The sequence below is a fragment of the Anoxybacillus sp. ST70 genome, from assembly GCF_019553625.1.
Lineage (GTDB): Bacteria > Bacillota > Bacilli > Bacillales > Anoxybacillaceae > Anoxybacillus > Anoxybacillus gonensis.
Genome location: NZ_JAHZOF010000002.1, coordinates 396,004 through 419,047, shown reverse-complemented (window position 1 = coordinate 419,047; position 23,044 = coordinate 396,004). Strand labels below are relative to the sequence as shown.

Here is a 23,044-nt window from a genome sequence, read left to right as displayed (position 1 = left end):
CATTTTTTTATCTTAACCAAAGACAATATTAATACTTTCTTAACAAAAAAGCAACTGTTATCTTAAACGATAAACGATATAATAGACAAGTGGCGCATCCACATATGACTGTTTTACACTTTTTCTTATGAAAATGCAAGACGTTTTTTACCGACAAATTTTCGACAAAAAAAACAGACGATTTTCTCGTCTGTTTTTACACTATATTTGTTTTTACTAGCCATGCCCCACCAATCACGCCCGCATCGTTTCCAAGCGTAGCAATGACGATGTCGGCAGCCTCAGCGACACGCGGAAACGCAAAACGTTTAAAATGGCGAGCAACCGTTTGCGCCAATAAATCTCCCGCTTTGGAAACACCGCCTCCAATGACAATTTTCTCTGGATTTAAACCGTTTGCTAAGTTAGCAAGTGCTAAGCCGAGATGAAATGTCACTTCATCAACGATTTGTAGCGCAAATGCATCGTTTTCTTTCGCTGCATCAAACACATCTTTTGCTGTAATGGCTCCTGCTTCCTGCCATATGTCGCGTAAACGGCTTTGTCCGTCCGTTTGTTTCAATCGTTCTGTCGCGATGCGGACGATGCCTGTGGCTGAAGCGATCGTCTCTAAACATCCTGTTTTGCCGCAATTACAAGGTGCTCCCCCTTCAGGAATGGAAGTGATATGACCGATTTCCCCACCAGCACCGTTTGTGCCGTGAACAATTTGACCGTTTACGATCACACCGCCTCCAACACCTGTGCCAAGCGTAACGAGAATTAAATTTTTCGCACCCTCGCCCGCTCCTTTCCACATTTCTCCGATTGCTGCAATATTGGCGTCGTTATCAACAATGACAGGAAGTCCTGTTTCCATTTCTAATCGGTCTTTTAGAGGGAAGTTTTTCCACCCTAAATTTACTGCTTCATAAATGTCTCCTGTCGCCATGTTGACTGGACCAGGTGCACCGATGCCAATACCGACAAGACGTTCTTTTGATTCATCTAATTCGCGCAACTTTTCATCAATCGCTTTTGCAATATGTGTTGTAATATGTTTCCCTTGTTCCGATTTATCTGTAGGAATTTCCCACTTACAAATGATTTCCCCATACATATTGACGAACGCTAATTTTACCGTCGTTCCACCTAAATCTACACCGACTAACCATTGTTCCATTGTTCTTTCATCCCTTTTTCTCTTTTTTCTCGTTCAATTTGCGCTTCATGGCGCAAAATGAGAAGCGCCATTTGGTAATCTTTCACGTCGATGAGCTGCGCTTGAAATAATTCTTTTACTTCTTCTTCCATTAATTCTAAATCAGCAAGGCGATCACCGACGTAAATGATCGTTCCATATTTTTTTAACAACTGTTGCACATCGTATACGGATTTCATTTTCTTCACCTATGCGTATAAGCGTTTTCAATCTACATATTCTAAATGTATAAGGAAAACAAAAGGTCGTCAAGAACTGAACAATGACTTTGCTATATTTTTCACACTTTTACCGATCTGGATCTTTTGGATGTAAGACCGTTGGACGACGATTTTTTAACGGAATCGGAGAGCGAATAAGCACATCGCGCATTCCGCGATACGAAAATGGAATAAACGGCCATAAATACGGGACACCGAACGATTGCATGCGCGCAAGCATCATTAACCATACAGTAATTCCAACGACATAGCCAATGACGCCAAACAACGCTGTCACAACGAGCAATGCAAGCCGAACGAGCCTGTTGGCTAACCCAAGCTCATAACTCGGTGTCGCAAACGTCCCGATCGTGGCCATCGCAAAATATAAAATAACTTCGTTAGAAAATAAGCCAACTTCCACCGCAATTCCACCAATCATTAACGCAGCAACGAGCCCAAGCGCTGTAGCTAAGGCAGATGGAGTGTGAATAGCTGCCATCCGCAACATATCTAGTCCAAATTCGATGAGCAATATTTGCCCAAACAACGGAATGTTCCCTTCACTTGATTTTGCAACGAACGATAAAGCGTGTGGAACGAGTTCTGGCGTTTTCATCCACATATACCAAAGCGGCAATAAAAAAATAGATAACCATACCGCAAGAAAACGAACGAAGCGCAAATACGCACCAACAATCGGCTTATTTCTGTATTCTTCTGCATGTTGTAAATGATGCCAAAACGTTGCTGGTGTAATTAACACGCTCGGAGATCCATCAACAAAAATAAGCACGTGCCCTTCATATAAATGAGCAGCAGCCGTATCTGGCCTTTCTGTATATCGAACGACAGGATATGGATTAAAGTGTCGGCCTGAAATAAATTCCTCCACCGTTTTTTCTCCCATCGGCAAACCGTCTGTATCAATTTTCGCTAACGATTGTTTTACTTCTTCCACAATCGTCGAATTAGCAATATCTTCAATATAACAAACACATACGTCTGTTTTTGAACGGCGACCAATTTGCATATATTCCATTCGTAATGAACGGTCGCGTACTCGTCGTCTCGTTAATGCCGTGTTAAATACAATGGTTTCCACGTACCCATCACGTGCCCCCCGAACGACACGTTCCATATCTGGTTCTTGCGGTCCGCGTACTGGATATGTGCGTGCATCAATTAAAATCGCCTTTGCCATTCCATCTACAAACAAAGCTGTCGGCCCTGCAAGCACGCCATCAATGACCTTTTCAAAATCATCTGTTTGATCTAATTCAACATATGGAAGATGTGTTCTTAATAATTGATGTAACGGTTGTTCATCTAACGAGCCATCCGGTAATTCGGACAACAATTTCATTAAGTAATGGAGAATATCGTCTTTGACAAATCCGTCAATCATAAATAATGCCATATCTTTTCCGGCATAATGCACGTCTAAATAAATAACGTCAAAACTTTTCCCGACTCCAAGCTTTTCTTTCATATATGAAACGTTTTCTGAAAGACGCGAAGATACTCGATTCATTCCGATCACCTACCTTACATTTACTACCATCCATCTTTGACATATCGACATTCATTCATACATATTTCCTTTTATACACACATACATTTTTTATAAATGTAAGCTTGACCGGAGGAATGAGATGAAACGTCTATTATCACTATTTATATTGCTGTTTGTGTTTGTCGTTATCATCCAAACGTTCGAGCGACCGGCTCGTGAAACGATTATGTTTTTTCCGATCGACCCGACTGTTCGCTTTACAGAGGCTCAAACAAAATTATCGTTGCACCCAAAAAAGAAAGAAACGCGCTATATGATCGATTGGATCGTCACTTCATCGCTTGATCGAACCGCCTACTTACGACAAGATATTTCTTTGTTATTTGCTAATGGGCGGCTTATTGCTATCCAATCAAAGTGGAAAGAAAACGGAAAAAACCTCATTCAGCAAAAACAAATCGAACAAAAAGGAAGTCGATTATTTCAAGCGATTTCATACCATCAAGGAGAGTTGCATAACGGCGATGATATTCGAAGCAGTCAAAAAATGAGCGGAGATGTATTGTATGTGATCGATTCATCCTTTGCCCCGCTTCAATCGTTTCGTAAACCGACAACAAACGAACAAAAAACATGGGCAAGCGCGTTAAATAAACAAACACAAGCTATTGTCAACAAAGCGGCTAACCAAATGGCAAGCATTTTATCAAAAGATGATTATTACCATTTGTACTTAACTGAGCTTGTTCAATATAATGAACAGCCGTTTATGGACTTAACGATAAATGAAACAGAGGTAATGATCGGAAACTTATGGGAAGGATTGTACAAAAATTATTTTTTAGGCATAAAAAAACAGAACGGTGCGATTGAATCCCCAATCGGCAGTACCGTTCCGCTCATTTTAATTAAAAAAGATTGCAGCAAGCTGTTTGTCGTGACAGAAGTAGCAGATGGAGAACTTGTCATATTAAAGCAATTGCTCGATTTCAAACAATAATTGTTTATACTGTTCATCGTCTGGATGAATCTGCAATGCACGCTCTACTGCTTGTTTTGCTTTTTCATAATTTTTTTCTTCTGCATACAATAACGCTAAATAATAAAACGCTTCATGAAAACGGTCGTTTTTTTCGACGGCAGCATATAAATACTGTTTCGCTGCATCGTAATCTTTTTGTTGAATACGAATATACGCACGTAAAAAGTCTGCTTTATATGCTTGCGTATCTTGTTCATTGATGAGTGTTAACATTTGTTCTGCTTCACCGTATTCCCGTTCATCAATATACTGTTTTGACAATGCAAGAATGAGTTGCGCTTGATCCGCTAGCGGTCGTTGAAAGCCAATATATAAACAAATCGCCGTAACGACCGCTGTGAACAAAGCGGCCAACCATTGTCCAAGACGAGCACGCTCTTTTGGGAGATGAACGATGCTTGCAGCTAAAAATCCACCGATTAAGCCGCCAATATGGCCGGCATTATCAATATTTGGAACAACGAGACCAAACGCTAAATTAATCCCAATGACCGTCAACACATTCATGCCAATTGTTCGAAAAAACAAATGTGGATGCGCCTTTCCGAAATACAGCAAAGCTCCAAAACAGCCGAAAATCGCCCCAGACGCTCCCGCAGATACGGACGGTGAAAATAAAAAGCTAGCGAGTGAACCTGAAAAACCAGCAAAAAGATAAATGAATAAAAACCGAAGCGAACCGTACAGTTTTTCAACGAGCGGACCTAAATAGTACAATGCAAACGTATTCATAAACAAGTGTACAAAACCGATATGCAAAACGATCGGTGTAAAAAAGCGCCACCATTCCCCTTGCAAAATGAGCGGGTTAAATTTTGCTCCGTATTCAATCAATGTTCGCGTATTTGTACTTCCGCCGTTCCATTCTAAAATAAAAAACATGACGATTTGTAAAGCAATAAATACGTATGTCCATCTCGCTTTTCCGCGCTCAAATATGCTCCGTTCCTTTTCATACATTCGCTCAGCAAACGATAATACGTGTTGTTTAAACGTTTGTAATTCATGTTGTAACATCGGAGAATCATCAGGTACATATACTTTCAATGATTGATGAAACAACATGTTTAGTTCATGTAGCACGGCATACATATTGTTTATATGCATCACAAATGTTTTCATATGTACTCGTTCAGTCGTTAACGGCCGATGAACGTACAGTTCCCAATCGTCAACAGGAGGGTACATCATAGCATATATGTTAACGACTTGAAGCTGCCGACGAAATTGTCGCCTCCGCCATTCATCAACGGCAGTCATGGCGCGTTGCATATCATTTTTTAACGATACGCTCCAATCCATGTCCGTACGAACGAGACGAACGAGTGGTGCCTTTCGCTCACGTGTAGATTGCAACCAAACTTCGCGTTCATCAGGCGATAAATACACGATTTCATAGTTCGCTTGCAAAAATTGAAACATCATTTGCCAATATACAAAGTCAAAGCGAATGCTCAACCTTCCCTCTCCCTTCGCTATCATACCCTTCTTTTACCACACTCTTTTACAAAGCGCAACTATTTGTACTTTTGTAAAAATAATGTTGGTACAAGACGTTGGCGAATAAATGGAATGGACATTCCCCATTGGATGACCCGCTTTTGAACCGCTTCTCGCTTCAATATTTCATTCAATACTCGATAGCGAAACCGATAAAGAACAAGCCCAGCGACTAAAGTGACAATCAATGTTTTTCCATTCAATATGATCACCCTCCTCACGTTTACCGTTCCCTTTTCCCATCAAAATTATAAAAAGGTTGCCTCATCATGAGACAACCTATTGCAACCCAACGCGTTTCATTACATCTTTTAACACATTGGCAGAGTGAGCAAATTTTTCTTTTTCTTCTTCGTTCAATTGCAATTCGACGACTTCACGAATCCCGTTACGATTTACGATCGCTGGTACGCCAATGTACATATCGTTTTGACCATATTGTCCTTCTAAGTAAGCCGAAACAGTAAGGACGCTATTTTCGTTTTGTAAAATCGCCTTTGTTAGGCGAACAAGTCCCATAGCAATGCCGTAGTACGTCGCACCTTTTCGTTCAATAATTTGATACGCAGCATCGCGTACGTTCACAAAAATGTTATCTAAATCTTCTTGTTTATATTGTGGTTTTTCTTTCATCATATCAGCAATTGGGCGGCAGCCGATAAATGCATGGCTCCAAACAGGCAATTCTGTATCCCCATGTTCCCCAATAATATAAGCATGTACGTTACGTGTATCAACATCGAAATATTCCCCTAGCAAATAACGGAAACGAGCTGTATCTAAAATCGTTCCTGAACCGATGACGCGCTCTTTCGGTAAGCCAGAAAACTTCCATGTTGCATATGTTAAAATGTCAACTGGATTGGTTGCAACGAGAAAAATGCCATTAAATCCGCTCGCCATGACTTGATCAATAATGTTTTTGAAAATTTTCGTGTTTTTCTCCACTAAATCTAATCGTGTTTCTCCCGGTTTTTGATTTGCCCCTGCTGTTAACACAACAAGATCAGCATCTTTGCAGTCTTCATAATTGCCAAACCAAATTTTTGTTGGCGATGGAGCGAACGGCATACCGTGGTTTAAGTCCATCGCATCCCCTTCAGATTTCTCTTTATTAATATCAATAAGAACAAGCTCTTCTGTCACCCCTTGGTTTAAAAGGGCAAACGCATAACTTGAACCGACAAAACCGGTCCCAACTAAAACAACACGATTTACTTTATTTGACATATTCCTTCCACCTTTCATTATATATCATTTTACAATATGTGCATTGTTTATCTGTTTCACAATTACATTGTACACTGTTTCACAAAGTTTATGATGCATGAATTATTAACATTTTGTTAATTTTTTCTCCTGTACAATATGAAAGCGCTTATGCTGTTTTATGTTTCGCTTTCACAAACGATTATTCCTTCATTCGTAATCATCTTTTGAACAGGAATATCATGTTGTTCAATCGGCAACGTAGAAACAATTTGACAATCGTATGCAATAGAAAGGGTGTCGTTCGGAAAATCGACTAAATAACGATCGTAATATCCTCCACCGTAGCCAAGACGATACCCTTGCCGAACGAAAGCAAGACCTGGAACGAATAGTAGTTCCATTTCATGTTTTTGTACTTCTCTCGTTTCTTCTACAATCGGTTCATATAAATCAAAAAAAGTGCGTTCTATTTGTTGAAAACAATCAATTTCTCGAAACGTCATTTGTTTTGTTGCGACATCGCATTTCGGAATCGCAACCTTTTTTCCTTCTTGCCACGCTCGTTCAATAATACAAATCGTATCTACTTCAATTTGTCGTGAAATCGTGATACCGATCATCTGTGCCTTTTGCCAACCATGTTGCTGAAATAATATATCGTAAATGACGTTCTCTTTTTTCTTTCGCTCTTCTTTTGTCATATGTAAGAGACGTTGTTTCATTTGTTGTCGTAATTGTTTCTTATTCATTATCCTTCCCCCTATTTTATAAAAAAATAAGCAGCAGGAAAAAAATCCTACTGCTTACTTCGTTTCACGATGAACTGTTGCTTTTTTGTCTCGTGGGCAATATTTTTTCAATTCAAGGCGCTCTGGGTTATTGCGCTTATTTTTTGTTGAAATATAGTTGCGTTCGCCGCATTCTGTGCATGCTAACGTAATATTTACACGCATCGTTCTTTCCCTCCAAACAAAAGTATTGTAATCACACCTTTCCATCATATCATTTTTCTTAAACAATTTCCATATGAATTTTATACGTTTTGATATTGCCGAATTTTCTTTATATAGTATTTTGTATATTCTTTTGCTTTTTGAGCGTTTGTTGCTTGTGAATAAATCGTTAACGTCGGTTCATCTACCTTTGGCAAAATAAGCGTCCATGACCCATCTTCATGGTGCACTTTTACACCATCTGTGAAATCAACATGTTTGTCATACGATTCTTCTAACAATTTACGCATCACTGCTGCACGTTCATTCCATGGGCAATAAACATCGCGACATGATAAATGAAGCGTCGGAATAGACGAAATAACCGTGCGGAGAGAACAACGTTCAATAGCTAACAAATGAAACAGCTGCACACACGCATACAATCCATCAAAATAAAAATGAAATGGTTCATGGTGATGAGCAAACAAAAAATCTCGTCTCGCATCTTTCACATACACGATATCGCCGTGTAAACGTTCTGCTAACGTATGCAACATCGATGGAGCCCAAGAAGGAACAGCTACTTTTTTCGTTTCATGAAACAAAAGCGATACTAATACGTGTAATGAAATGACTTCTTCGTTCGTCAATGCCGTTCCTTGTCCGTCAAAAATTCGAAAACGTTCGCCTGAACGATCAAATGCGATCCCAAAATGAGCGTGCTCTCGTTTAATTTGCTTGCCAATATGTTCGTCATCTCGATGTTCTGTCCAAACGACTTGAATGGCAAACGACTGAAGTGTATGTTCAATGATTTCCCGCAGTAAAGGGGAACTACAAACAACGACTTTCCATTGTTCCGATGACGAAAAAGGAACCCATTGTCGTAAGGCACGAACGTACAATTCGTATTTTTCCTTTTGTTTCATCGCTTCACCGATTTTTTTCACGGACACGTAACAAGCATGTTCATGTTTCATTTGTTGTTCAATGGCTCGTTCCATCGCTCGATCGATCGGGTAGCCGTATTCATCATGGATGTCAACGATCAATTCATCATGTTCATTCATCGTAATAAATACACCGCCATCATACTGTTTATGGGGCACAATATAACGAAAAGCTGGCAAATATCCACCTTCATATATATTTGTATGGATGCCATACATGTGTAAACATTCGGCAAATAACATGCCCATCGCTCTCGAAAATGGGTGGCCGTCAAAGCCAATTAATATGCGGCTTTCCTTTTCACATAAGCTACTGTACGCGGAAGCAAGCCTCGTCATAAACAGCGGATGGGCATCAATATATGCCCGCACTTTCATTCCTTGTTCACTAAACGACGTTTTCGTATGTTGTTCCCCCCATACGATCGAATGTTTCACTTTCGTTTTTTCGGCAATTGTTTTATTCGGCCAAATTTTCGCTTCATGCTGCACTTTCACTTTATTTTCTAGTTTGCATTTTGTTCCGATGACCGCATAATCAAATATTTCATTTTTTTTGCCAATGTACACATCATTAGCAACGATCGCCCCGCGCAATTCACTATGTTGATCAATATATACGTCGGACCAAACAATAGATCGTTTTAACGATGCATGTTTACTAATGACTGAACGTGGACCGATGACCGTGTAAGGCCCAACTGTGGCAAATTCATCGATACGAACATCATCCCCAATGATGATTGGCCCTTCTAATTTTACCTCGCGTGCAATCTTAACCCCTCTTCCCACCCATACATTCGGGGCCATTTCTTTATAGTGAGAAGGCACGAAACGTTGATTGAGTAAATCGATATGTGTTTGATGATATTGCTCAATGACGCCAATATCGGACCAATATCCATCTGCTTGCCATCCGTATATCGGGTATTCGTGTTGAATGAGATATGGAAAAAGATGTTGGCTAAAATCGTAAGGTGGATGTTGTGGCATATGATCAAAAATAGCTGGATGACAAATGTAAATCCCTGTATTCACCAAATCGGTACACACTTCATTCCATTTTGGTTTTTCTACAAAATGAATAATTTTCCCATGTCGATCTGTTACAATTCCACCGTATGAAAGAGGAGTCGCTTCGTGGTGCATCAGAACGGTAACTAATGCTTGTTTGGAGAAATGGAAATTGATCGCTTGCTGTAAATCAATCGTCGTCAACGTATCTGCACTAATGACGACAAATGTATCGTCTAAAAACGACTGAGCATGTTTTACACTTCCCGCCGTTCCAAGCGGCGTCGTCTCTTCGAAATAATGAAGGTGTACACCAAATCGGCGTCCATCCCCAAAATATTCAATAATTTCGTCGCTTAAATATTGAACCGTTACAGCAATGTTTGTAATTCCGTATTGTTTTAACCACTCAATACTATACTCCATCACAGGTTTATTCATAATCGGTACAATTGGCTTCGGAACATGGCAAGTTAACGGACGTAGCCGCGTTCCTCTTCCCCCTGCCATAATAACCGCTTTCACAACAAATCCCCCCCAAGTGAAAGCACACTTTTTTCCATCATATCATGACAACTACTTGCGGACAATAGATGAAAATTGTCGATTTGACACGAAAATGATGCATGATCGCTACATTCCTATGTATAATAAAGTGGGGTGAAAAACATGATCGAATATACATTTATCGGACTCGTTTCTTTTGCTATCATACTATTGCTTATTTCTTTTTTCCAAAGAGATCGGATGAAAGAAGTAGAAGAACAAGTAGAACAGTTAACATTATCGACGATGCAACAGTTATACGAAGTAAAAAAGCGCGTAAAAGCACTTGAAGAAGAATTGCTGATTGGAATTGAGTCGTTTTCAAATGAAGAGCAAATCGCCCACTTATATAAACAAGGCTGGACAAAAGAGCAAATTGCTCGCAAGCTCAACATGCCGATAGATGAGGTGAATATAATGATTGCGAGGAATGAACGATGAAAAGGACAACGCGTGCCTTTGCAGCTGGGATATTGTTTGCTACAACGATATTAGGGATCGTTTATTATACGAATCATAAACAACTACAACCCAACAAAATAAGCGAAAAACAATATGAACAGCTCGTTGCTGAACGAAATGAACTAGCGAATGCACTCGAAAAATTAAAAAAAGAAACGAAAAAAACAACACCGTCGCAAAAACAAACATACATTTATACGTTAACAATCGCTAAAGGGGAAGCTAGTCGCGACATTGCAAAGCGTCTACAACAAGCGCATATTATTGATGACGCTCAATCATTTTTAACATATTTGGATGCACATCAATTAACGCGCGCAGTACGCCCCGGAACATACGTCATAACAAGCGACATGTCATACGAACAAATCGCACGAAAAATAACGAAATAAGGATGTCCGACGTTGGACATCCTTTTTGCTTTAATCGTTTAAGTCGTAATGTTTTCCTTTTACTAAGTAAAAGACGTTTTCCGCAATGTTTGTTGCATGGTCTGCAATGCGCTCAATGTAACGTGCTGTAAACGAGAGCTGAGTAATTTGCGACATCGCATCTGGATGTGCTTTTGTGCGCTCAAGCAGCTCCCGAATCGTTTCCCCGTACAGACGATCGACTTCATCATCCATATCAGCCACTTTTTTCGCAGCAACAACATCTTCTTCATAATACGCTTTTAACGTTAATGAAAGCATATTTACCGCAATTTCATGCATTTTTTCTAACTTATTTAACGGGATGACAAACGGCTGTTCACCGATGCGAATAGCGGATTTCGCAATATTGACAGCAAAATCTGCCATACGTTCAACATCTGTGGCAATTTTAATGGCAACAATAATGCGGCGCAAATCAATGGCAACCGGCTGTTGTTTCGCAATTAATAAAATGGCAAAATCGTTAATTTCCTCATCAAGCAAATCAATTTTTGTGTCGTTTTCAAGCACTTGTAATGCTAAATCGTTATTTTTTGTTTTTAACGCTTCAAACGACTGAGTTAATGCAATTTCTGCAAGACTTCCGAGCTGTAATAGTTGATCGCGCAACGTTTGTAAATCGTCATCAAATTTTTCACGTACAGCCATATTCACTCCCCCTTTTATTTTGAAAAAATCGTGCGAGCACGCCCGCACGATTTTTTATCCGATTATCCAAATCGACCTGTAATGTAATCTTCTGTTCGTTTATCGTCTGGATTCGAGAATAGTTTGTCTGTGTCGCTATACTCGATCACTTCACCGTTTAAGAAGAAGGCCGTTTTATCAGAAATACGAGCAGCTTGTTGCATGTTATGTGTGACGATAATAATACTATAGTTTTTCTTTAATTCTTGCACAAGCTCTTCTACTTTTAATGTTGAAATAGGGTCAAGCGCCGATGTTGGCTCATCCATTAAAATGACATCTGGCTCAATCGCTAAACAGCGGGCGATACATAAACGTTGTTGCTGCCCACCAGACAATCCATATGCATTCGTATGCAAGCGGTCTTTCACTTCATCCCAAATCGCTGCACCGCGCAAACTTTTTTCAACGATTTCATCTAAAATTTTCTTATCGCGAATACCGTGAATACGTGGACCGTATGCCACATTATCATAAATCGATTTCGGGAACGGATTCGGCTTTTGGAATACCATTCCAACTTGCGTACGCAATTCTTCTACACGATATGATTTATCAAAAATGTTGCGACCGCGATACGTAATTTCTCCAGATGTACGCACGCTCGGCACGAGTTCAATCATTCGGTTTAACGTTTTAATATACGTTGATTTTCCGCATCCTGACGGACCGATAATCGCTGTCACTTCATTTTCGTAAATATCCAAGTCAATATTTTTTAACGCATGATGTTCGCCGTACCATAAATTTAAGTTTTTCGTGCGATACACAACATTTTTTTCGCTTCGTTCTTCAGCTTGTTTTTTACGTTCTTTCACAACTGTTAATTCCATTAATAAGTTCCCCTTTCAACGCGCAATTAATAACGTTTTTGAAACTTGTTGCGAATGAAAATGGCAATCGAGTTCATAAAGATTAACACAACGAGCAATACGACAATTCCAGCTGCCGCTACATGTTGGAAATCAGCTTGCGGACGCGACGTCCAGTTATAAATTTGCATCGGCATAACTGTAAATGTATCAAGAATACCACGTGGTAAATATGCTAAAAACGTCGGAATCCCTAAAACGACAAGCGGTGCTGTTTCACCGATCGCACGAGATAAAGCTAAAATGCTACCTGTTAAAATACCAGGGATCGCTGCTGGAAGAACGATGCGATAAATCGTTTGCCATTTCGTTGCTCCCATACCATATGATGCTTCGCGCAATTGATTCGGCACGGCACGAAGCGCCTCTTGTGCCGCAACGACGATAACAGGAAGAACAAGCAAACTCATCGTTAAACCAGCCGCCAAAATGCTACGACCTAAATTCAATTCACGAACGAAAAGTGTTAAACCGAGTAAACCGAATACGATCGACGGAACACCTGCTAAGTTTGAGATATTCGTTTGAATAAAATCTGTAAAACGATTTTTTTTCGCATATTCCTCTAAGTAAATCGCTGTTCCAACCCCAAGAATGAGCGAAACAGGAGCAACGATGACCATCAACCATAACGAACCGACCAACCCCGCTTTTATCCCTGCATTTTCAGGACGGCGAGAAGGAAAGTTATTTAAAAAGTCCATGTTTAGCCAGCCAATTGCTTGAGTGAATATCCGATATAGAAGGACGACGAGAACAATAAGGCCAAACAATGTCGCTAAGAAAAATAAAAATTTTAACACGTTATTTCTCAATAGACGGCCGTTCATATGTTGAACGACACGTTGTTTATCAATTAACTTTTCCATGATTAATACTCCTCCCTAAAGCGACGAGAAATGTATTGCGCGAGTAAGTTCATGGCTAATGTAAATACAAACAGCGTCATACCGACTGCATAAATGCTGTAATACACCGTTGTACCGTATCCGGCATCTCCTGTTGTCACTTGAACAATGTATGCTGTTAACGTTTGGATCGATTTTGTCACATCAAACGTAAAGACTGGAGATGAACCACCCGCTACTGCTACAATCATCGTCTCACCAACAGCACGAGAAATCGCAAGCATAAACGATGCCGCAATACCTGACGTCGCTGCAGGAAGGACGACTTTTAAAGCAACTTCTAACTTCGTTGAACCGAGGCCAAGCGCTCCTTCACGAATGGAGTTTGGCACAGAACTCATCGCATCTTCAGATAAAGAAGCAACCATCGGAATAATCATAATCCCCATGACAATTCCAGGGCTTAACGCGTTAAAAATCCCTAAATCTGGGATAATTTTTTGTAAAAGAGGTGTAACGAACGTTAATGCGAAAAATCCGTACACAATCGTCGGAATTCCCGCCAACACTTCTAATATCGGTTTTAATACTTTTCTTGCTTTTTCAGACGCATACTCACTCAAGTAAATCGCTGAAGCTAAGCCGATTGGAATCGCAACGACCATGGCAATCGCCGTCGTTAAAAGCGTTCCCGTCACTAGCGGAGCGACACCGAACGAACCTGTTTTTTCATCCCATGGAAGCCACTCTTTGCTCGTTAAAAATTCAACGATCGATACTCGCTCAAAGAAAATAAATGTTTCAAATAACAACGTAAATAAAATACCGATTGTCGTCAAAATTGAAATGGTCGCTGTCAATAATAACAACTTTGGCATTAACCATTCAACAAATTGTTGTCCGCTTTGCTTTTTCTTATTTTCTTTAATCATGTCACGGACGGAATACGAACGATTCCCATCTGTCATCGCCATAATATGAAAACCCCTTTCCAAATTCATGGCAAGATGAGAAGCGACCGTGGTGTCGCTTCTCATCTTTACGCTTCGTTATTTTAATCCTTCAAGCTTTTTCAATTGCTCGTCATATTTTTCTTGCGGAAGTGCGACATAACCTACTTCTTCTGCAAACTCCGCACCGTTCTCTAATAAAAACTTCGCGAAATCATACACTTGTGCTTTTTCTTTTAACGCTTTTACGTTCACATACGTAAATAATGGACGAGAAAGTGGTGCATATTCACCGCTTTGGATCGTTTCGTGCGTTGGCTCAACTGGACCGTTTCCGTTATCAATTGGCACAGCTTTCAATTTATCTTTATTTTCAATATAGTATGCAAATCCGAAGTAACCGAGAGCATTTTTATCTCCTGCAATTCCTTGAACAAGCACGTTATCGTCTTCAGATAATTGCGCTGTTTTATTTAACGGTTGTCCATCTAAAATCACTTCATCGAAGTAGTCGAACGTACCAGAGTCGTGTCCCGGTGAGAACAATTTAATTTCTTCATTTGGCCATTCTGGACGAATGTCTGACCATTTCACTTTGTCATCACCGTTTACTGCACCTGATGTGAAAATTTTCTTTAACTCATCAACTGTTAAATAATCAACCCAGTCGTTATCTTTATTCACTAAAACAGAAAGACCATCGAACGCAACTTGAAGCTCTTCAAATTGAATGCCATTTTGCTCAGCGGCTTTCTTTTCTTCATCTTTAATTGGACGAGAAGCGTTTGAAAAATCTGTTTCCCCTTTTGTAAACTTCTCAAATCCGCCACCTGTTCCGGACAAACCAACAGATACTTTTACATCTGGTTGTTCACCCGCATACGCTTCAGCAGCAGCTTCAACAATCGGATAAACAGTAGATGATCCATCTACAACAACGTTTCCACTTAATTGTTCTCCGCCATTTTCGCCACCTTGCTCAGCGCCGCCGCCACATGCTGTTGTGAATGCTAATACAGCGCTTGTTACACCTGCGAGTGCAAACCATTTGTTTTTCTTCATCGTTTGATTTCCCCCTACTTTTTCAATTAATTTTGTCCCACGAGTTATAGAATAATGGAAAGGTATTAAATTCGTTTTAAACGAATGTTAAGCTTTTGTAAATTCGCTTTCTTTTATCTTTCCATTGTTTGTTCCTCATTATTCAACGGTTCAGTAGGAGATGGTTCACCAAATTGACGTTGCTTTTTCAACTCAAAATACGCGTCTAAAATTTTTCTTCCGATATAGTTATTGATCGGATAATGGTTTCTCGGATTTTGATATACCCACGGCACGACGACAGCAAACGCCACCTCTGGATTGTTGTACGGAGCAAAGCCAACTAACGTTAAATTGTACGTTTGTGCCATTCGTCTTGATTTGATCGGTCCATCGTAAAACGCCTGTGCCGTCCCTGTTTTTCCCGCTGGGTCATATGGAGCGTTGGCAAAAAACGCCCGTGCTGTTCCGTTTGAACCGTGCATGACGCGATAAAAACCTTCACGCACCCGCTCAATATACTCTGTTTTCATATCAATTCGGTTTAACACTTTCGGTTCAAACGAGTAGATGATGTTCCCCATTTGATCTTTTTCGCTAATCGGTTCACGAATTTCTTTGACAACGTGCGGTTGAATGCGATATCCACCGTTCGCAATCGTCGAAACGTATTGCGCCATTTGAATTGGCGTGTATACGTCAAACTGTCCAATGGCTAAATCGAGCAAATGCCCCGGAAGCGTACTTTGTCCAGGCCATCCGATAATTTCCCCAGGCAAATCGATGCCTGTTTTCACCCCTAAGCCAAACTGATTAAAATAGCGCCGCATAATGGAAAACGCCTCTTTTTTAATCGGGAGCGGTTGATGCGGACGATACGTAGAACCTGCAATCGCAATGGCCGTTTTAAACATATAAACGTTTGACGACATTTCAAGCGCTTTTAAATCATTCATCGGTCCTGGACGAATACCGCTATGCGATTTTTTCGTCGGCGTCCCTTTAATATATAACGGTTCGTCAATCAGCACCGTGCCCGGTTGAATGACACCCGTTTGAAACCCTGTTAATACGGTCGCTCCCTTTACCGCTGATCCCATGGCATAAGCAGATGTAATCGTTCCAAGGGCATAATCTTTTAACACGACTTTTCCGTTTTCATCACGCGTATACCGCTTCCCAGCTAACGATAAAATTTCTCCTGTATTCGGATCCATCATCACAACGAAAGCGCGATCAAGCAGTTCTGTTCCGCCGCGTCGCTTCATTGTCATGAGTTCTTCTTCAATAATTTGTTCCACACGTTTTTGTAACTCCATATCAATCGTTAAAACGATATCTTTTCCACGTTGTCCTTGCGACACTTCAATCGTTTCGATAATATTTCCCGCTTTATCAGTCACGTTTTTTATTTTTGCTTTTTGCCCGCGCAATACATCTTCATATTGTGCTTCAATGTAACTTTTTCCTACACGATCATTTCGACTATAATCGCGCGCTAAATAATAGTCAAGCTTTTCGCGCGGCACCCCTTCTTCTGACGATGTTATATTTCCGAGCACTGTACGAAACGTATCCCCATATGTGTATTGGCGGTTCCAATCTGTCGTCACATCTACGCCTGGTAGCTCTTCTAAATGCTCGCTAACGACTGCATATTCTTCATCTGTGACTCCTTCGTTTTTGATCATTTGCGGAGTTAAAGCGTATCCGCTATTCATTTCCCGAAAAATAGCAACAACCTCAAGCTCACGTTCTTTAATCTTTTGTACATCTTCTTCTGTAATGCGCTCAAGTTGCAATTGATAAATGTCTTTATCTTTTAATTTTTTTTCTCGAAACAACTTCCATTCTTTTTCTGTAATTTTTTCTTTTGCCTTCTCCTCGTTTGTTAAAATCCAATAATCTTTTATATCTCGCTCTGTGACACGTTCAGTCGGCTTTTCAATATATGCAGCTAACTTTTTAGCTACTTCAATCATTTCCGACGGCTTCGTTGTTTGTGTGCGTGTATACGTAATCGCATGAAGCGGCTCGTTATCGACGACGACTTGATAGTTGCGGTCATAAATTTTTCCGCGCGGTGCTGGTGTATTGACTGTAACGTTTTCTGTACGCTCAACTTCTTTCCGATATTGTTCACCGTAAACAATTTGAATGACACCTAACCGTAAAATAAGCGCGGAAAAGAGTAAAAATACAATAAAAAATAGCACGTTTAACCGAAATGGCAACTGCATTCGTTTTTTCTTTTTCTTCGCTTTTTGAGCATGTTGTATTTGTTTCAAAACGCGCGAGCACCTCCTTTACTTGCTCCTTCCTCATTGTAAAAGAAACGCTCGCAAATTTCTACATAGAAAGTCGAATGCGACGCACAAAAAAATAAATAATGAAATGACCAGATCCAACAATTAACATTAATGATGGAATCGCCTCTTTTGCGTCAAATAACGTAATAGCTAATAAAAACAATAAAACAGACGTTGCGCGACCACCGTTTAAAAACAATTCCCGCATGACAATATATTCAATTCGCCATTCTTTCGCATGATTGCTTTGACCAATGACGTCAAATGTAAGCGATAAATATGGAACGAGTAAAATAGGATATCCGATGGCGATTAACGCACCATAGATAATTAACTTTACATACGATAAATCAAAAACAATGAAAAAGACGGAAGCATACAACAGTACACCACCGAACAAAATGGCACGCAACCGCCATTGTTGCTTCATCCACTTAGACGCAAACGAGTACGTCATAAACGAAACGACTGCATTAACAAATCCAAATACACCGAGCGATTTTTCAGTTCCTGTCGCCATAAATAAAAAAATGGAAACAATAAACACAAACGTTCCTTCACGAAATCCTTGAAAAAAATGGGCGTTTGTAATCATTCGCCAATTTTTATTTTTCTTTCGCTCATCATATACAGAACGAAGCGCAAATTGTCCTGCTGAACGACGGCGATGCAAAAAAAAGCTACATATGACAGCAGCAATAAATAAGCATAAAGAAGCTAAAAAAATCGCCATATACCCGGTAAACTTCTCGCTTGAAGCAATGACCCATCCTGCAAGCGGTGGGCCAATCATTCCCGCGACAGACGTCATCGCACCAAGCAATCCGTTAAATAAATCACGCGTATCTGGTTCAGTAATTTCAAACGTTAATACGTTAAATGCGAGCCAATAAAATCCGTAACCGATGCCGAGCAAGCCGCCGAGTAAAAATAAATGGTTCATCGCTCGATCTCCGCTAAATAGTACGCCTAAAAAAAAGAACGCTAAAAACGTCACACCCATTCGTAAAACGATGACACGATCAATTTTTTTAGCCATTTGCCCAGCGACGACAAACGCCAATGGCTGCCATGTCACAATAGCTAAATTGTACACACCTAGTGCTTGAAAACTGTTTACTTTTTTCCAAACGTATACGTTTACAAACGTATTTGACAAGGCGATGCTAAGGGAATATAACCCGCCAATTGCTAACAAAAGAAACAATTGTCGATGTGTGCGAATATGCTCCACCATTCGTTTCCATCTATTCATAGGCAAACTTCCTTTCTTGACAAGTAGTTTGCCTACTCTTTTACAACGATATACAAAAAGAGCTCGACAAATTGTCGAGCCCTTCTTCATTATTTCGCTGCTGCGTAACGCTTTGCAACTTCGTCCCAGTTAACAACATTCCAAAATGCTGAAATATAATCTGGACGGCGGTTTTGATATTTTAAGTAATACGCATGCTCCCATACGTCTAATCCTAAAATTGGTGTTTTTCCTTCCATTAACGGTGTATCTTGGTTTGGCGTGCTTGTTACTTCAAGTTGACCGTTATGAACAACAAGCCAAGCCCATCCAGAACCGAAACGTGTTGCAGCAGCTTTCGAAAATTCTTCTTTAAATTTTTCGAAGCTTCCAAACGTACGATTGATTGCTTCAGCGAGTTCACCTGTAGGTTCACCGCCGCCATTTGGTGAAAGAATAGTCCAAAAGAGCGAATGGTTCGCATGTCCGCCTCCGTTGTTACGAACAGCTGTGCGAATATTTTCAGGTACTGCATCTAAATTCGCCATTAACTCTTCAATTGTTTTGTTTTGCAATTCTGGATGACCTTCAAGCGCTGCGTTTAAATTTGTTACATACGCGTTATGATGTTTTGTGTGATGAATGTTCATCGTTTCTTTGTCAATATGTGGTTCTAACGCGTCGTAAGCATAAGGCAATTGTGGTAATTCAAATGCCATGTTTCATTCCTCCTCATTCGTTATGTAATTGTTCACAAATGAAACCGATAAACTAGATTAAGAAACAGAAAAGTTTCATAAGTGAACCTACCTTAAGAGTACCAAAATACATCGAATGTTTCAAATTATTTGCAAAAAAAAACTCGCTCATTTACTTAGCGAGGTGAAATGGACCCTGCAGGACTCGAACCTGCGACCAGACGGTTATGAGCCGTCCGCTCTAACCAGCTGAGCTAAGGGTCCGCCATATCCGATGGTAATTTTAGCAAAAAAGATGGAGAGCGTCAATACGTGCAACATACGAAACAAAAAGGTTGTGTAGCAAATAGAAAAAGAAGTAGAATGAGAAATGATGATGTTTAAAGGATGTGAATGATGATGTGGAAACGGTTGTTACAAAGTCTTTATTCCCCTGTACATATTGCACGCTTTCGTTTTCATCCAATTGGAAAAGCGATTAGTTACGTGTTTTTTTTATCGCTGATTGCGACATTGCCAATTGCCATTTACTTTACAATGAGCATAAACAAAATGATTAGCTCAACACATCAATTATTAAAAGAAGAACTTCCTCCATTTGAAGTCGTCGATGGAATATTGACATCAAACGAACAAGAACCGATTGAGCTTACGCATCCGAACGTGACTATTTTATTCGATAGTACAGGCACACTGACAACAGATGATGCAGAACGTTACACAAACGCGGTGGCATTTTTAAAGGAAGAGTTTGTACTTGTTGCTAATGGGCACGTTCAGTCATATCCGTATGCTTTGATGCAAGCAGAACGTTTTACAAACGAAGATGTATATGAATTTGCCCGTACGCTTCAATCGTTGCTTCCTATTGTGATTTCGCTATCGTTTCTCGTATTATACTTTTTCACATGCACAAGCAAATTTCTTTACGTTACCGTTCTTGCATTCATCGGTCTCATTTTTCGCGGCACATTAAATAAGCGTGGGACGTACCGTCATATGTGGAGTATCTCCGCTTATTCGATTACATTATCAACTATCTTTTTTACAATCATGGAATCGTTACAAATTGTTGTTCCTTATGCAGTTGCTTTAGACTGGTTCGTTTCTGTCACGATTTTGTTCGTTTCCATTAAAGAACTCCCTTCTATGAAAGAAGCAGGCTGATAGCCTGCTTCTTATAGTTTAAATGATGCAGTGATTGTAGATAACGATTGCGATAATTCATTTAATCGTTCACCAACACGATACATATTATTCATCTGCTTCGTTTGATCATACGAAACAGACATCATTTCTTCTGCGCTTGCTAGCGTTTGTTGAGCAACTGAAGCAAATGCCACCGTTACCGTCTCGATCATCGGTAATAATTGTTCAAACTGCTCCAATTCACCTTCCATTTGTGCTACGTTTCGATTCACGCGCTGAATTTCTGTTAATAAATGATCAAACGAGCGCTTCGCTTCATTTGCAGAGGTGAGTTGGTGTTGTAAATGCGTGACCATCCCTTCAAACTGATTTGTCGCATGAATGGACACTTCCTCCATCGCGAAAATAGATGATGTAATTTCTTCCGTTGCTTTTGAAGCATGTTCCGCCAACTTTCTTACTTCTGTAGCGACAACCGCAAACCCTTTTCCTGCTTCTCCCGCACGCGCCGCTTCAATTGTTGCATTAAGCGCCAATAACTTCGTTTGCTCGGCAATTTGTCGAATGACATCTACCACTTTTGTAATCGACATAGAATGGTGTTTCACACTTTGAATCGTGTCATTTACTTTTTTAAATTGCTCGGCAAACGAATGAATATCCGCGATTAAATGCGACAGCCTCTCTTCTCCACCTTTCGAAGACTGATTCATATCGCTAGTGCTTGCTGAAATGTTTTGCACGCTCACTAATACATGCTGCATTCGCTTTTTCATCTCATCTACACGATGAATGCTTTCGTCTGAAGCATTGGCCGTTTCTTCCGCCCCTTGTTTTACCGTAGAAATGGCTGCCATGAGCTGATCGTTCGACTCAAGGACATGTTCCGACACATGCTCTAAGTCGCCTCCTGTAATGGCTAGCTGTCTTGTTGTTTCGTCCATTTCACGAATGACATTTTTCATGCTCGTCAACATGCGTTGAAAACTGCGCGCAAGCGAATCGATTTCGGGCGTTGTTGAATAAATATGTTCGTCAACCGTTAAATCTCCACGCGACAATCGGCTCATGGCATGGCGAAGTTGGGCAATCGGCTTCGTTAATCCGGTCACTAACCATTTAATCATGATCGTTGAGATAATGACACTAATCATAATCGTTACAATGGTTAGCTTGGCAAGCTGTTGAATCGGCTTCATAAATTGTTCATCTGGTACAGCGACAACATATGTTCCTTTTAGCTCTTGGATCGTTTTATACGCAAACGTATATGTACGTCCGTTCCATTCCAAATGTGACACACCGTTTTTTTGTTTTTTAATTGTTTCTTGGACCAATTTCGGTACATTGAGCTGTTCATTTCTTTCAAATGTTTTTACTTGTCCATCCTCAATTAAAAATATGTCTACGCTTAACCCATCTTGCATCAGTTCCGCTTTTTGTTGTTTTACTGCCGAACGCAAACTTTTTTCAAACATTTGTTCATTTCCAGCATGAATATACATAAGATTGCGAGCTACTTCAAACATCATCGTTGCCTCGCGCTCGAGGCGATTTTCGATCGCTTTTACGGTCGTTTGTTTCGCTTGATGATAACCAATCATCCCGACAGCACTTAACGAAAAAATTAACACGCTCAAAAATAAAATAAATAAGCGATTTTGTAAGCTAATTTTTAATAGCCATTGTTTTATTTTTGGTGATGATTGAAAGACAGGTACTCGGAAAAGCTTCTTTATATTTTCTAATCGCTGTTTTATTTGTGCACGCACGGCACGTCCCCCCTTCGACAAATACAGACAAAGAATACCAAAAACATGTCAACGTCATGTGAAGAATGTGTAAAGCAATGTAAAAGAAATGTAATTTTTACGCATATCTCGTTTGGACATGCCATATGGATAAAACAGAAGAAATAAACGGGGGAATGTCATGAAAAAAGTTTTCATTTTTCTCGTATGCATTGCGATATGTGCCATTGCTTATCAAGATATAACGAACGGAACGATTCGTACAATTCGTGCAGAAAAAACGATTGAACAAAAGAAAGAGCTTCCGTATCGCGAAGTGACCATTCAACGAGGGGATACACTTCTCTCGATTGTCGAGCGTGAAATGAATGGAAAATTACCGGTGTCCATCGATCGGCTCATTACTGATTTTCAAACGTTAAACCCACATGTTAACGCCCATTCGCTTCAAATCGGAAAAACGTACCGCATCCCGTACTATAAGCAGAAATAG

General features: G+C 40.1%; 23 protein-coding genes and 1 tRNA gene. 5 read left to right on the top strand and 19 right to left on the bottom strand.

Translation table 11 applies throughout. The features are described from left to right. Window positions 1-196 precede the first annotated feature (196 nt). From K1I43_RS05280 to K1I43_RS05270, 3 genes are all read right to left on the bottom strand, one after another. Entirely contained in the window at window positions 197-1,162 is a 966-nt protein-coding gene (locus tag K1I43_RS05280) for an ROK family glucokinase (protein WP_009373961.1), read from the bottom strand. Beyond that, window positions 1,147-1,380: a YqgQ family protein gene (locus tag K1I43_RS05275; RefSeq protein WP_009373964.1), complete on the bottom strand. Its 234-nt coding sequence runs from the start codon at window positions 1,378-1,380 to the stop codon at window positions 1,147-1,149. Before K1I43_RS05275 ends, K1I43_RS05280 begins: the two co-directional genes overlap by 16 nt. A gap of 109 nt (window positions 1,381-1,489) precedes the next feature. Further along, complete coding sequence (locus K1I43_RS05270) at window positions 1,490-2,935, bottom strand: spore germination protein (RefSeq protein ID WP_009373966.1); 1,446 nt, start codon at window positions 2,933-2,935, stop codon at window positions 1,490-1,492. Between the two features lie 121 nt (window positions 2,936-3,056). Between K1I43_RS05270 and K1I43_RS05265 the strand changes: the two genes are divergently transcribed. Further along, entirely contained in the window at window positions 3,057-3,917 is an 861-nt protein-coding gene (locus K1I43_RS05265) for a hypothetical protein (protein WP_019416924.1), read from the top strand. On the opposite strand, the gene K1I43_RS05260 is transcribed toward K1I43_RS05265, so the two are convergent. From K1I43_RS05260 to K1I43_RS05235, 6 genes are all read right to left on the bottom strand, one after another. After that, entirely contained in the window at window positions 3,888-5,441 is a 1,554-nt protein-coding gene (locus tag K1I43_RS05260) for a rhomboid family protein (protein WP_049720896.1), read from the bottom strand. The genes K1I43_RS05265 and K1I43_RS05260 overlap by 30 nt on opposite strands. 35 nt (window positions 5,442-5,476) lie before the next feature. Further along, window positions 5,477-5,662, bottom strand: coding sequence for a hypothetical protein (locus K1I43_RS05255; RefSeq protein WP_009373971.1), 186 nt, complete (start codon window positions 5,660-5,662; stop codon window positions 5,477-5,479). A gap of 76 nt (window positions 5,663-5,738) precedes the next feature. Further along, a complete protein-coding gene (locus tag K1I43_RS05250) occupies window positions 5,739-6,689 on the bottom strand; it encodes an L-lactate dehydrogenase (RefSeq protein WP_009373973.1) in 951 nt (316 codons plus the stop codon). Window positions 6,690-6,847: 158 nt separating this feature from the next. Beyond that, window positions 6,848-7,420, bottom strand: a complete 573-nt coding sequence (locus K1I43_RS05245) for a 5-formyltetrahydrofolate cyclo-ligase (RefSeq protein WP_019416921.1) — start codon at window positions 7,418-7,420, stop codon at window positions 6,848-6,850. A 54-nt stretch (window positions 7,421-7,474) separates the two neighbouring features. Beyond that, entirely contained in the window at window positions 7,475-7,624 is a 150-nt protein-coding gene (gene rpmG / locus K1I43_RS05240) for a 50S ribosomal protein L33 (protein WP_004889517.1), read from the bottom strand. 80 nt (window positions 7,625-7,704) lie between these two features. Next, entirely contained in the window at window positions 7,705-10,095 is a 2,391-nt protein-coding gene (locus K1I43_RS05235; protein WP_019416920.1) for a sugar phosphate nucleotidyltransferase, read from the bottom strand. Window positions 10,096-10,239: 144 nt separating this feature from the next. On the opposite strand from K1I43_RS05235, the gene K1I43_RS05230 reads away from it, so the two are divergent. Both K1I43_RS05230 and K1I43_RS05225 read left to right on the top strand, forming a co-directional pair. Then, the gene (locus K1I43_RS05230) at window positions 10,240-10,557 is read left to right on the top strand and encodes a competence protein CoiA family protein (RefSeq protein ID WP_019416919.1); all 318 of its coding nucleotides are present in this window, start codon (window positions 10,240-10,242) and stop codon (window positions 10,555-10,557) included. Next, the gene (locus tag K1I43_RS05225; protein WP_009373978.1) at window positions 10,554-10,970 is read left to right on the top strand and encodes an endolytic transglycosylase MltG; all 417 of its coding nucleotides are present in this window, start codon (window positions 10,554-10,556) and stop codon (window positions 10,968-10,970) included. Before K1I43_RS05230 ends, K1I43_RS05225 begins: the two co-directional genes overlap by 4 nt. Before the next feature lie 30 nt (window positions 10,971-11,000). On the opposite strand, the gene phoU is transcribed toward K1I43_RS05225, so the two are convergent. The 9 genes from phoU to K1I43_RS05180 all read right to left on the bottom strand — a co-directional run bounded on the left by phoU (window position 11,001) and on the right by K1I43_RS05180 (window position 19,915). After that, a complete protein-coding gene (gene phoU / locus K1I43_RS05220; protein WP_019416918.1) occupies window positions 11,001-11,660 on the bottom strand; it encodes a phosphate signaling complex protein PhoU in 660 nt (219 codons plus the stop codon). Between the two features lie 62 nt (window positions 11,661-11,722). After that, window positions 11,723-12,532 carry a phosphate ABC transporter ATP-binding protein PstB gene (pstB, locus tag K1I43_RS05215; protein WP_009373980.1) on the bottom strand — a complete coding sequence of 270 codons (810 nt, stop codon included), beginning with the start codon at window positions 12,530-12,532 and terminating at the stop codon, window positions 11,723-11,725. 26 nt (window positions 12,533-12,558) lie between these two features. Then, window positions 12,559-13,440 carry a phosphate ABC transporter permease PstA gene (pstA, locus tag K1I43_RS05210; protein WP_009373981.1) on the bottom strand — a complete coding sequence of 294 codons (882 nt, stop codon included), beginning with the start codon at window positions 13,438-13,440 and terminating at the stop codon, window positions 12,559-12,561. Between the two features lie 2 nt (window positions 13,441-13,442). Then, the gene (gene pstC / locus K1I43_RS05205; protein ID WP_009373983.1) at window positions 13,443-14,393 is read right to left on the bottom strand and encodes a phosphate ABC transporter permease subunit PstC; all 951 of its coding nucleotides are present in this window, start codon (window positions 14,391-14,393) and stop codon (window positions 13,443-13,445) included. Window positions 14,394-14,468: 75 nt separating this feature from the next. Further along, the gene (locus tag K1I43_RS05200; protein WP_009373984.1) at window positions 14,469-15,431 is read right to left on the bottom strand and encodes a PstS family phosphate ABC transporter substrate-binding protein; all 963 of its coding nucleotides are present in this window, start codon (window positions 15,429-15,431) and stop codon (window positions 14,469-14,471) included. Window positions 15,432-15,544: 113 nt separating this feature from the next. After that, the gene (locus K1I43_RS05195; RefSeq protein ID WP_019416916.1) at window positions 15,545-17,698 is read right to left on the bottom strand and encodes a peptidoglycan D,D-transpeptidase FtsI family protein; all 2,154 of its coding nucleotides are present in this window, start codon (window positions 17,696-17,698) and stop codon (window positions 15,545-15,547) included. A 61-nt stretch (window positions 17,699-17,759) separates the two neighbouring features. Next, window positions 17,760-18,974 carry an MFS transporter gene (locus K1I43_RS05190; RefSeq protein WP_026011544.1) on the bottom strand — a complete coding sequence of 405 codons (1,215 nt, stop codon included), beginning with the start codon at window positions 18,972-18,974 and terminating at the stop codon, window positions 17,760-17,762. A gap of 89 nt (window positions 18,975-19,063) precedes the next feature. Next, the gene (sodA, locus tag K1I43_RS05185) at window positions 19,064-19,672 is read right to left on the bottom strand and encodes a superoxide dismutase SodA (RefSeq protein WP_009373988.1); all 609 of its coding nucleotides are present in this window, start codon (window positions 19,670-19,672) and stop codon (window positions 19,064-19,066) included. Window positions 19,673-19,841: 169 nt separating this feature from the next. After that, window positions 19,842-19,915 (bottom strand) — tRNA-Ile (locus K1I43_RS05180). Window positions 19,916-20,044: 129 nt separating this feature from the next. Between K1I43_RS05180 and K1I43_RS05175 the strand changes: the two genes are divergently transcribed. After that, window positions 20,045-20,818 carry a DUF1189 domain-containing protein gene (locus K1I43_RS05175; protein ID WP_026011543.1) on the top strand — a complete coding sequence of 258 codons (774 nt, stop codon included), beginning with the start codon at window positions 20,045-20,047 and terminating at the stop codon, window positions 20,816-20,818. A gap of 11 nt (window positions 20,819-20,829) precedes the next feature. Here K1I43_RS05175 and K1I43_RS05170 read toward each other — a convergent pair whose 3' ends face one another. Further along, window positions 20,830-22,572 (bottom strand): methyl-accepting chemotaxis protein, encoded by a 1,743-nt coding sequence (locus K1I43_RS05170; protein ID WP_019416914.1) that lies wholly within the window; start codon window positions 22,570-22,572, stop codon window positions 20,830-20,832. Between the two features lie 160 nt (window positions 22,573-22,732). Here K1I43_RS05170 and K1I43_RS05165 point away from each other — a divergent pair, with 160 nt between their 5' ends. Continuing rightward, on the top strand, window positions 22,733-23,044 hold the full coding sequence (locus K1I43_RS05165; RefSeq protein WP_009373992.1) for a type IV pilus assembly protein FimV: 312 nt from the start codon (window positions 22,733-22,735) through the stop codon (window positions 23,042-23,044).

Coding starts and splice junctions, on each gene's coding strand:
- K1I43_RS05260 (WP_049720896.1), bottom strand. CDS start 5,441: ATGATAGCGAAGGGAGAGGGAAGGTTGAGCATTCGCTTTGACTTTGTA.
- K1I43_RS05270 (WP_009373966.1), bottom strand. CDS start 2,935: ATGAATCGAGTATCTTCGCGTCTTTCAGAAAACGTTTCATATATGAAA.
- pstB (WP_009373980.1), bottom strand. CDS start 12,532: ATGGAATTAACAGTTGTGAAAGAACGTAAAAAACAAGCTGAAGAACGA.
- K1I43_RS05190 (WP_026011544.1), bottom strand. CDS start 18,974: ATGAATAGATGGAAACGAATGGTGGAGCATATTCGCACACATCGACAA.
- K1I43_RS05165 (WP_009373992.1), top strand. CDS start 22,733: ATGAAAAAAGTTTTCATTTTTCTCGTATGCATTGCGATATGTGCCATT.
- K1I43_RS05200 (WP_009373984.1), bottom strand. CDS start 15,431: ATGAAGAAAAACAAATGGTTTGCACTCGCAGGTGTAACAAGCGCTGTA.
- K1I43_RS05245 (WP_019416921.1), bottom strand. CDS start 7,420: ATGAATAAGAAACAATTACGACAACAAATGAAACAACGTCTCTTACAT.
- K1I43_RS05250 (WP_009373973.1), bottom strand. CDS start 6,689: ATGTCAAATAAAGTAAATCGTGTTGTTTTAGTTGGGACCGGTTTTGTC.
- pstC (WP_009373983.1), bottom strand. CDS start 14,393: ATGGCGATGACAGATGGGAATCGTTCGTATTCCGTCCGTGACATGATT.
- K1I43_RS05230 (WP_019416919.1), top strand. CDS start 10,240: ATGATCGAATATACATTTATCGGACTCGTTTCTTTTGCTATCATACTA.
- K1I43_RS05175 (WP_026011543.1), top strand. CDS start 20,045: ATGATGATGTGGAAACGGTTGTTACAAAGTCTTTATTCCCCTGTACAT.
- pstA (WP_009373981.1), bottom strand. CDS start 13,440: ATGGAAAAGTTAATTGATAAACAACGTGTCGTTCAACATATGAACGGC.
- phoU (WP_019416918.1), bottom strand. CDS start 11,660: ATGGCTGTACGTGAAAAATTTGATGACGATTTACAAACGTTGCGCGAT.
- K1I43_RS05275 (WP_009373964.1), bottom strand. CDS start 1,380: ATGAAATCCGTATACGATGTGCAACAGTTGTTAAAAAAATATGGAACG.
- sodA (WP_009373988.1), bottom strand. CDS start 19,672: ATGGCATTTGAATTACCACAATTGCCTTATGCTTACGACGCGTTAGAA.
- K1I43_RS05280 (WP_009373961.1), bottom strand. CDS start 1,162: ATGGAACAATGGTTAGTCGGTGTAGATTTAGGTGGAACGACGGTAAAA.
- K1I43_RS05265 (WP_019416924.1), top strand. CDS start 3,057: ATGAAACGTCTATTATCACTATTTATATTGCTGTTTGTGTTTGTCGTT.
- K1I43_RS05225 (WP_009373978.1), top strand. CDS start 10,554: ATGAAAAGGACAACGCGTGCCTTTGCAGCTGGGATATTGTTTGCTACA.
- rpmG (WP_004889517.1), bottom strand. CDS start 7,624: ATGCGTGTAAATATTACGTTAGCATGCACAGAATGCGGCGAACGCAAC.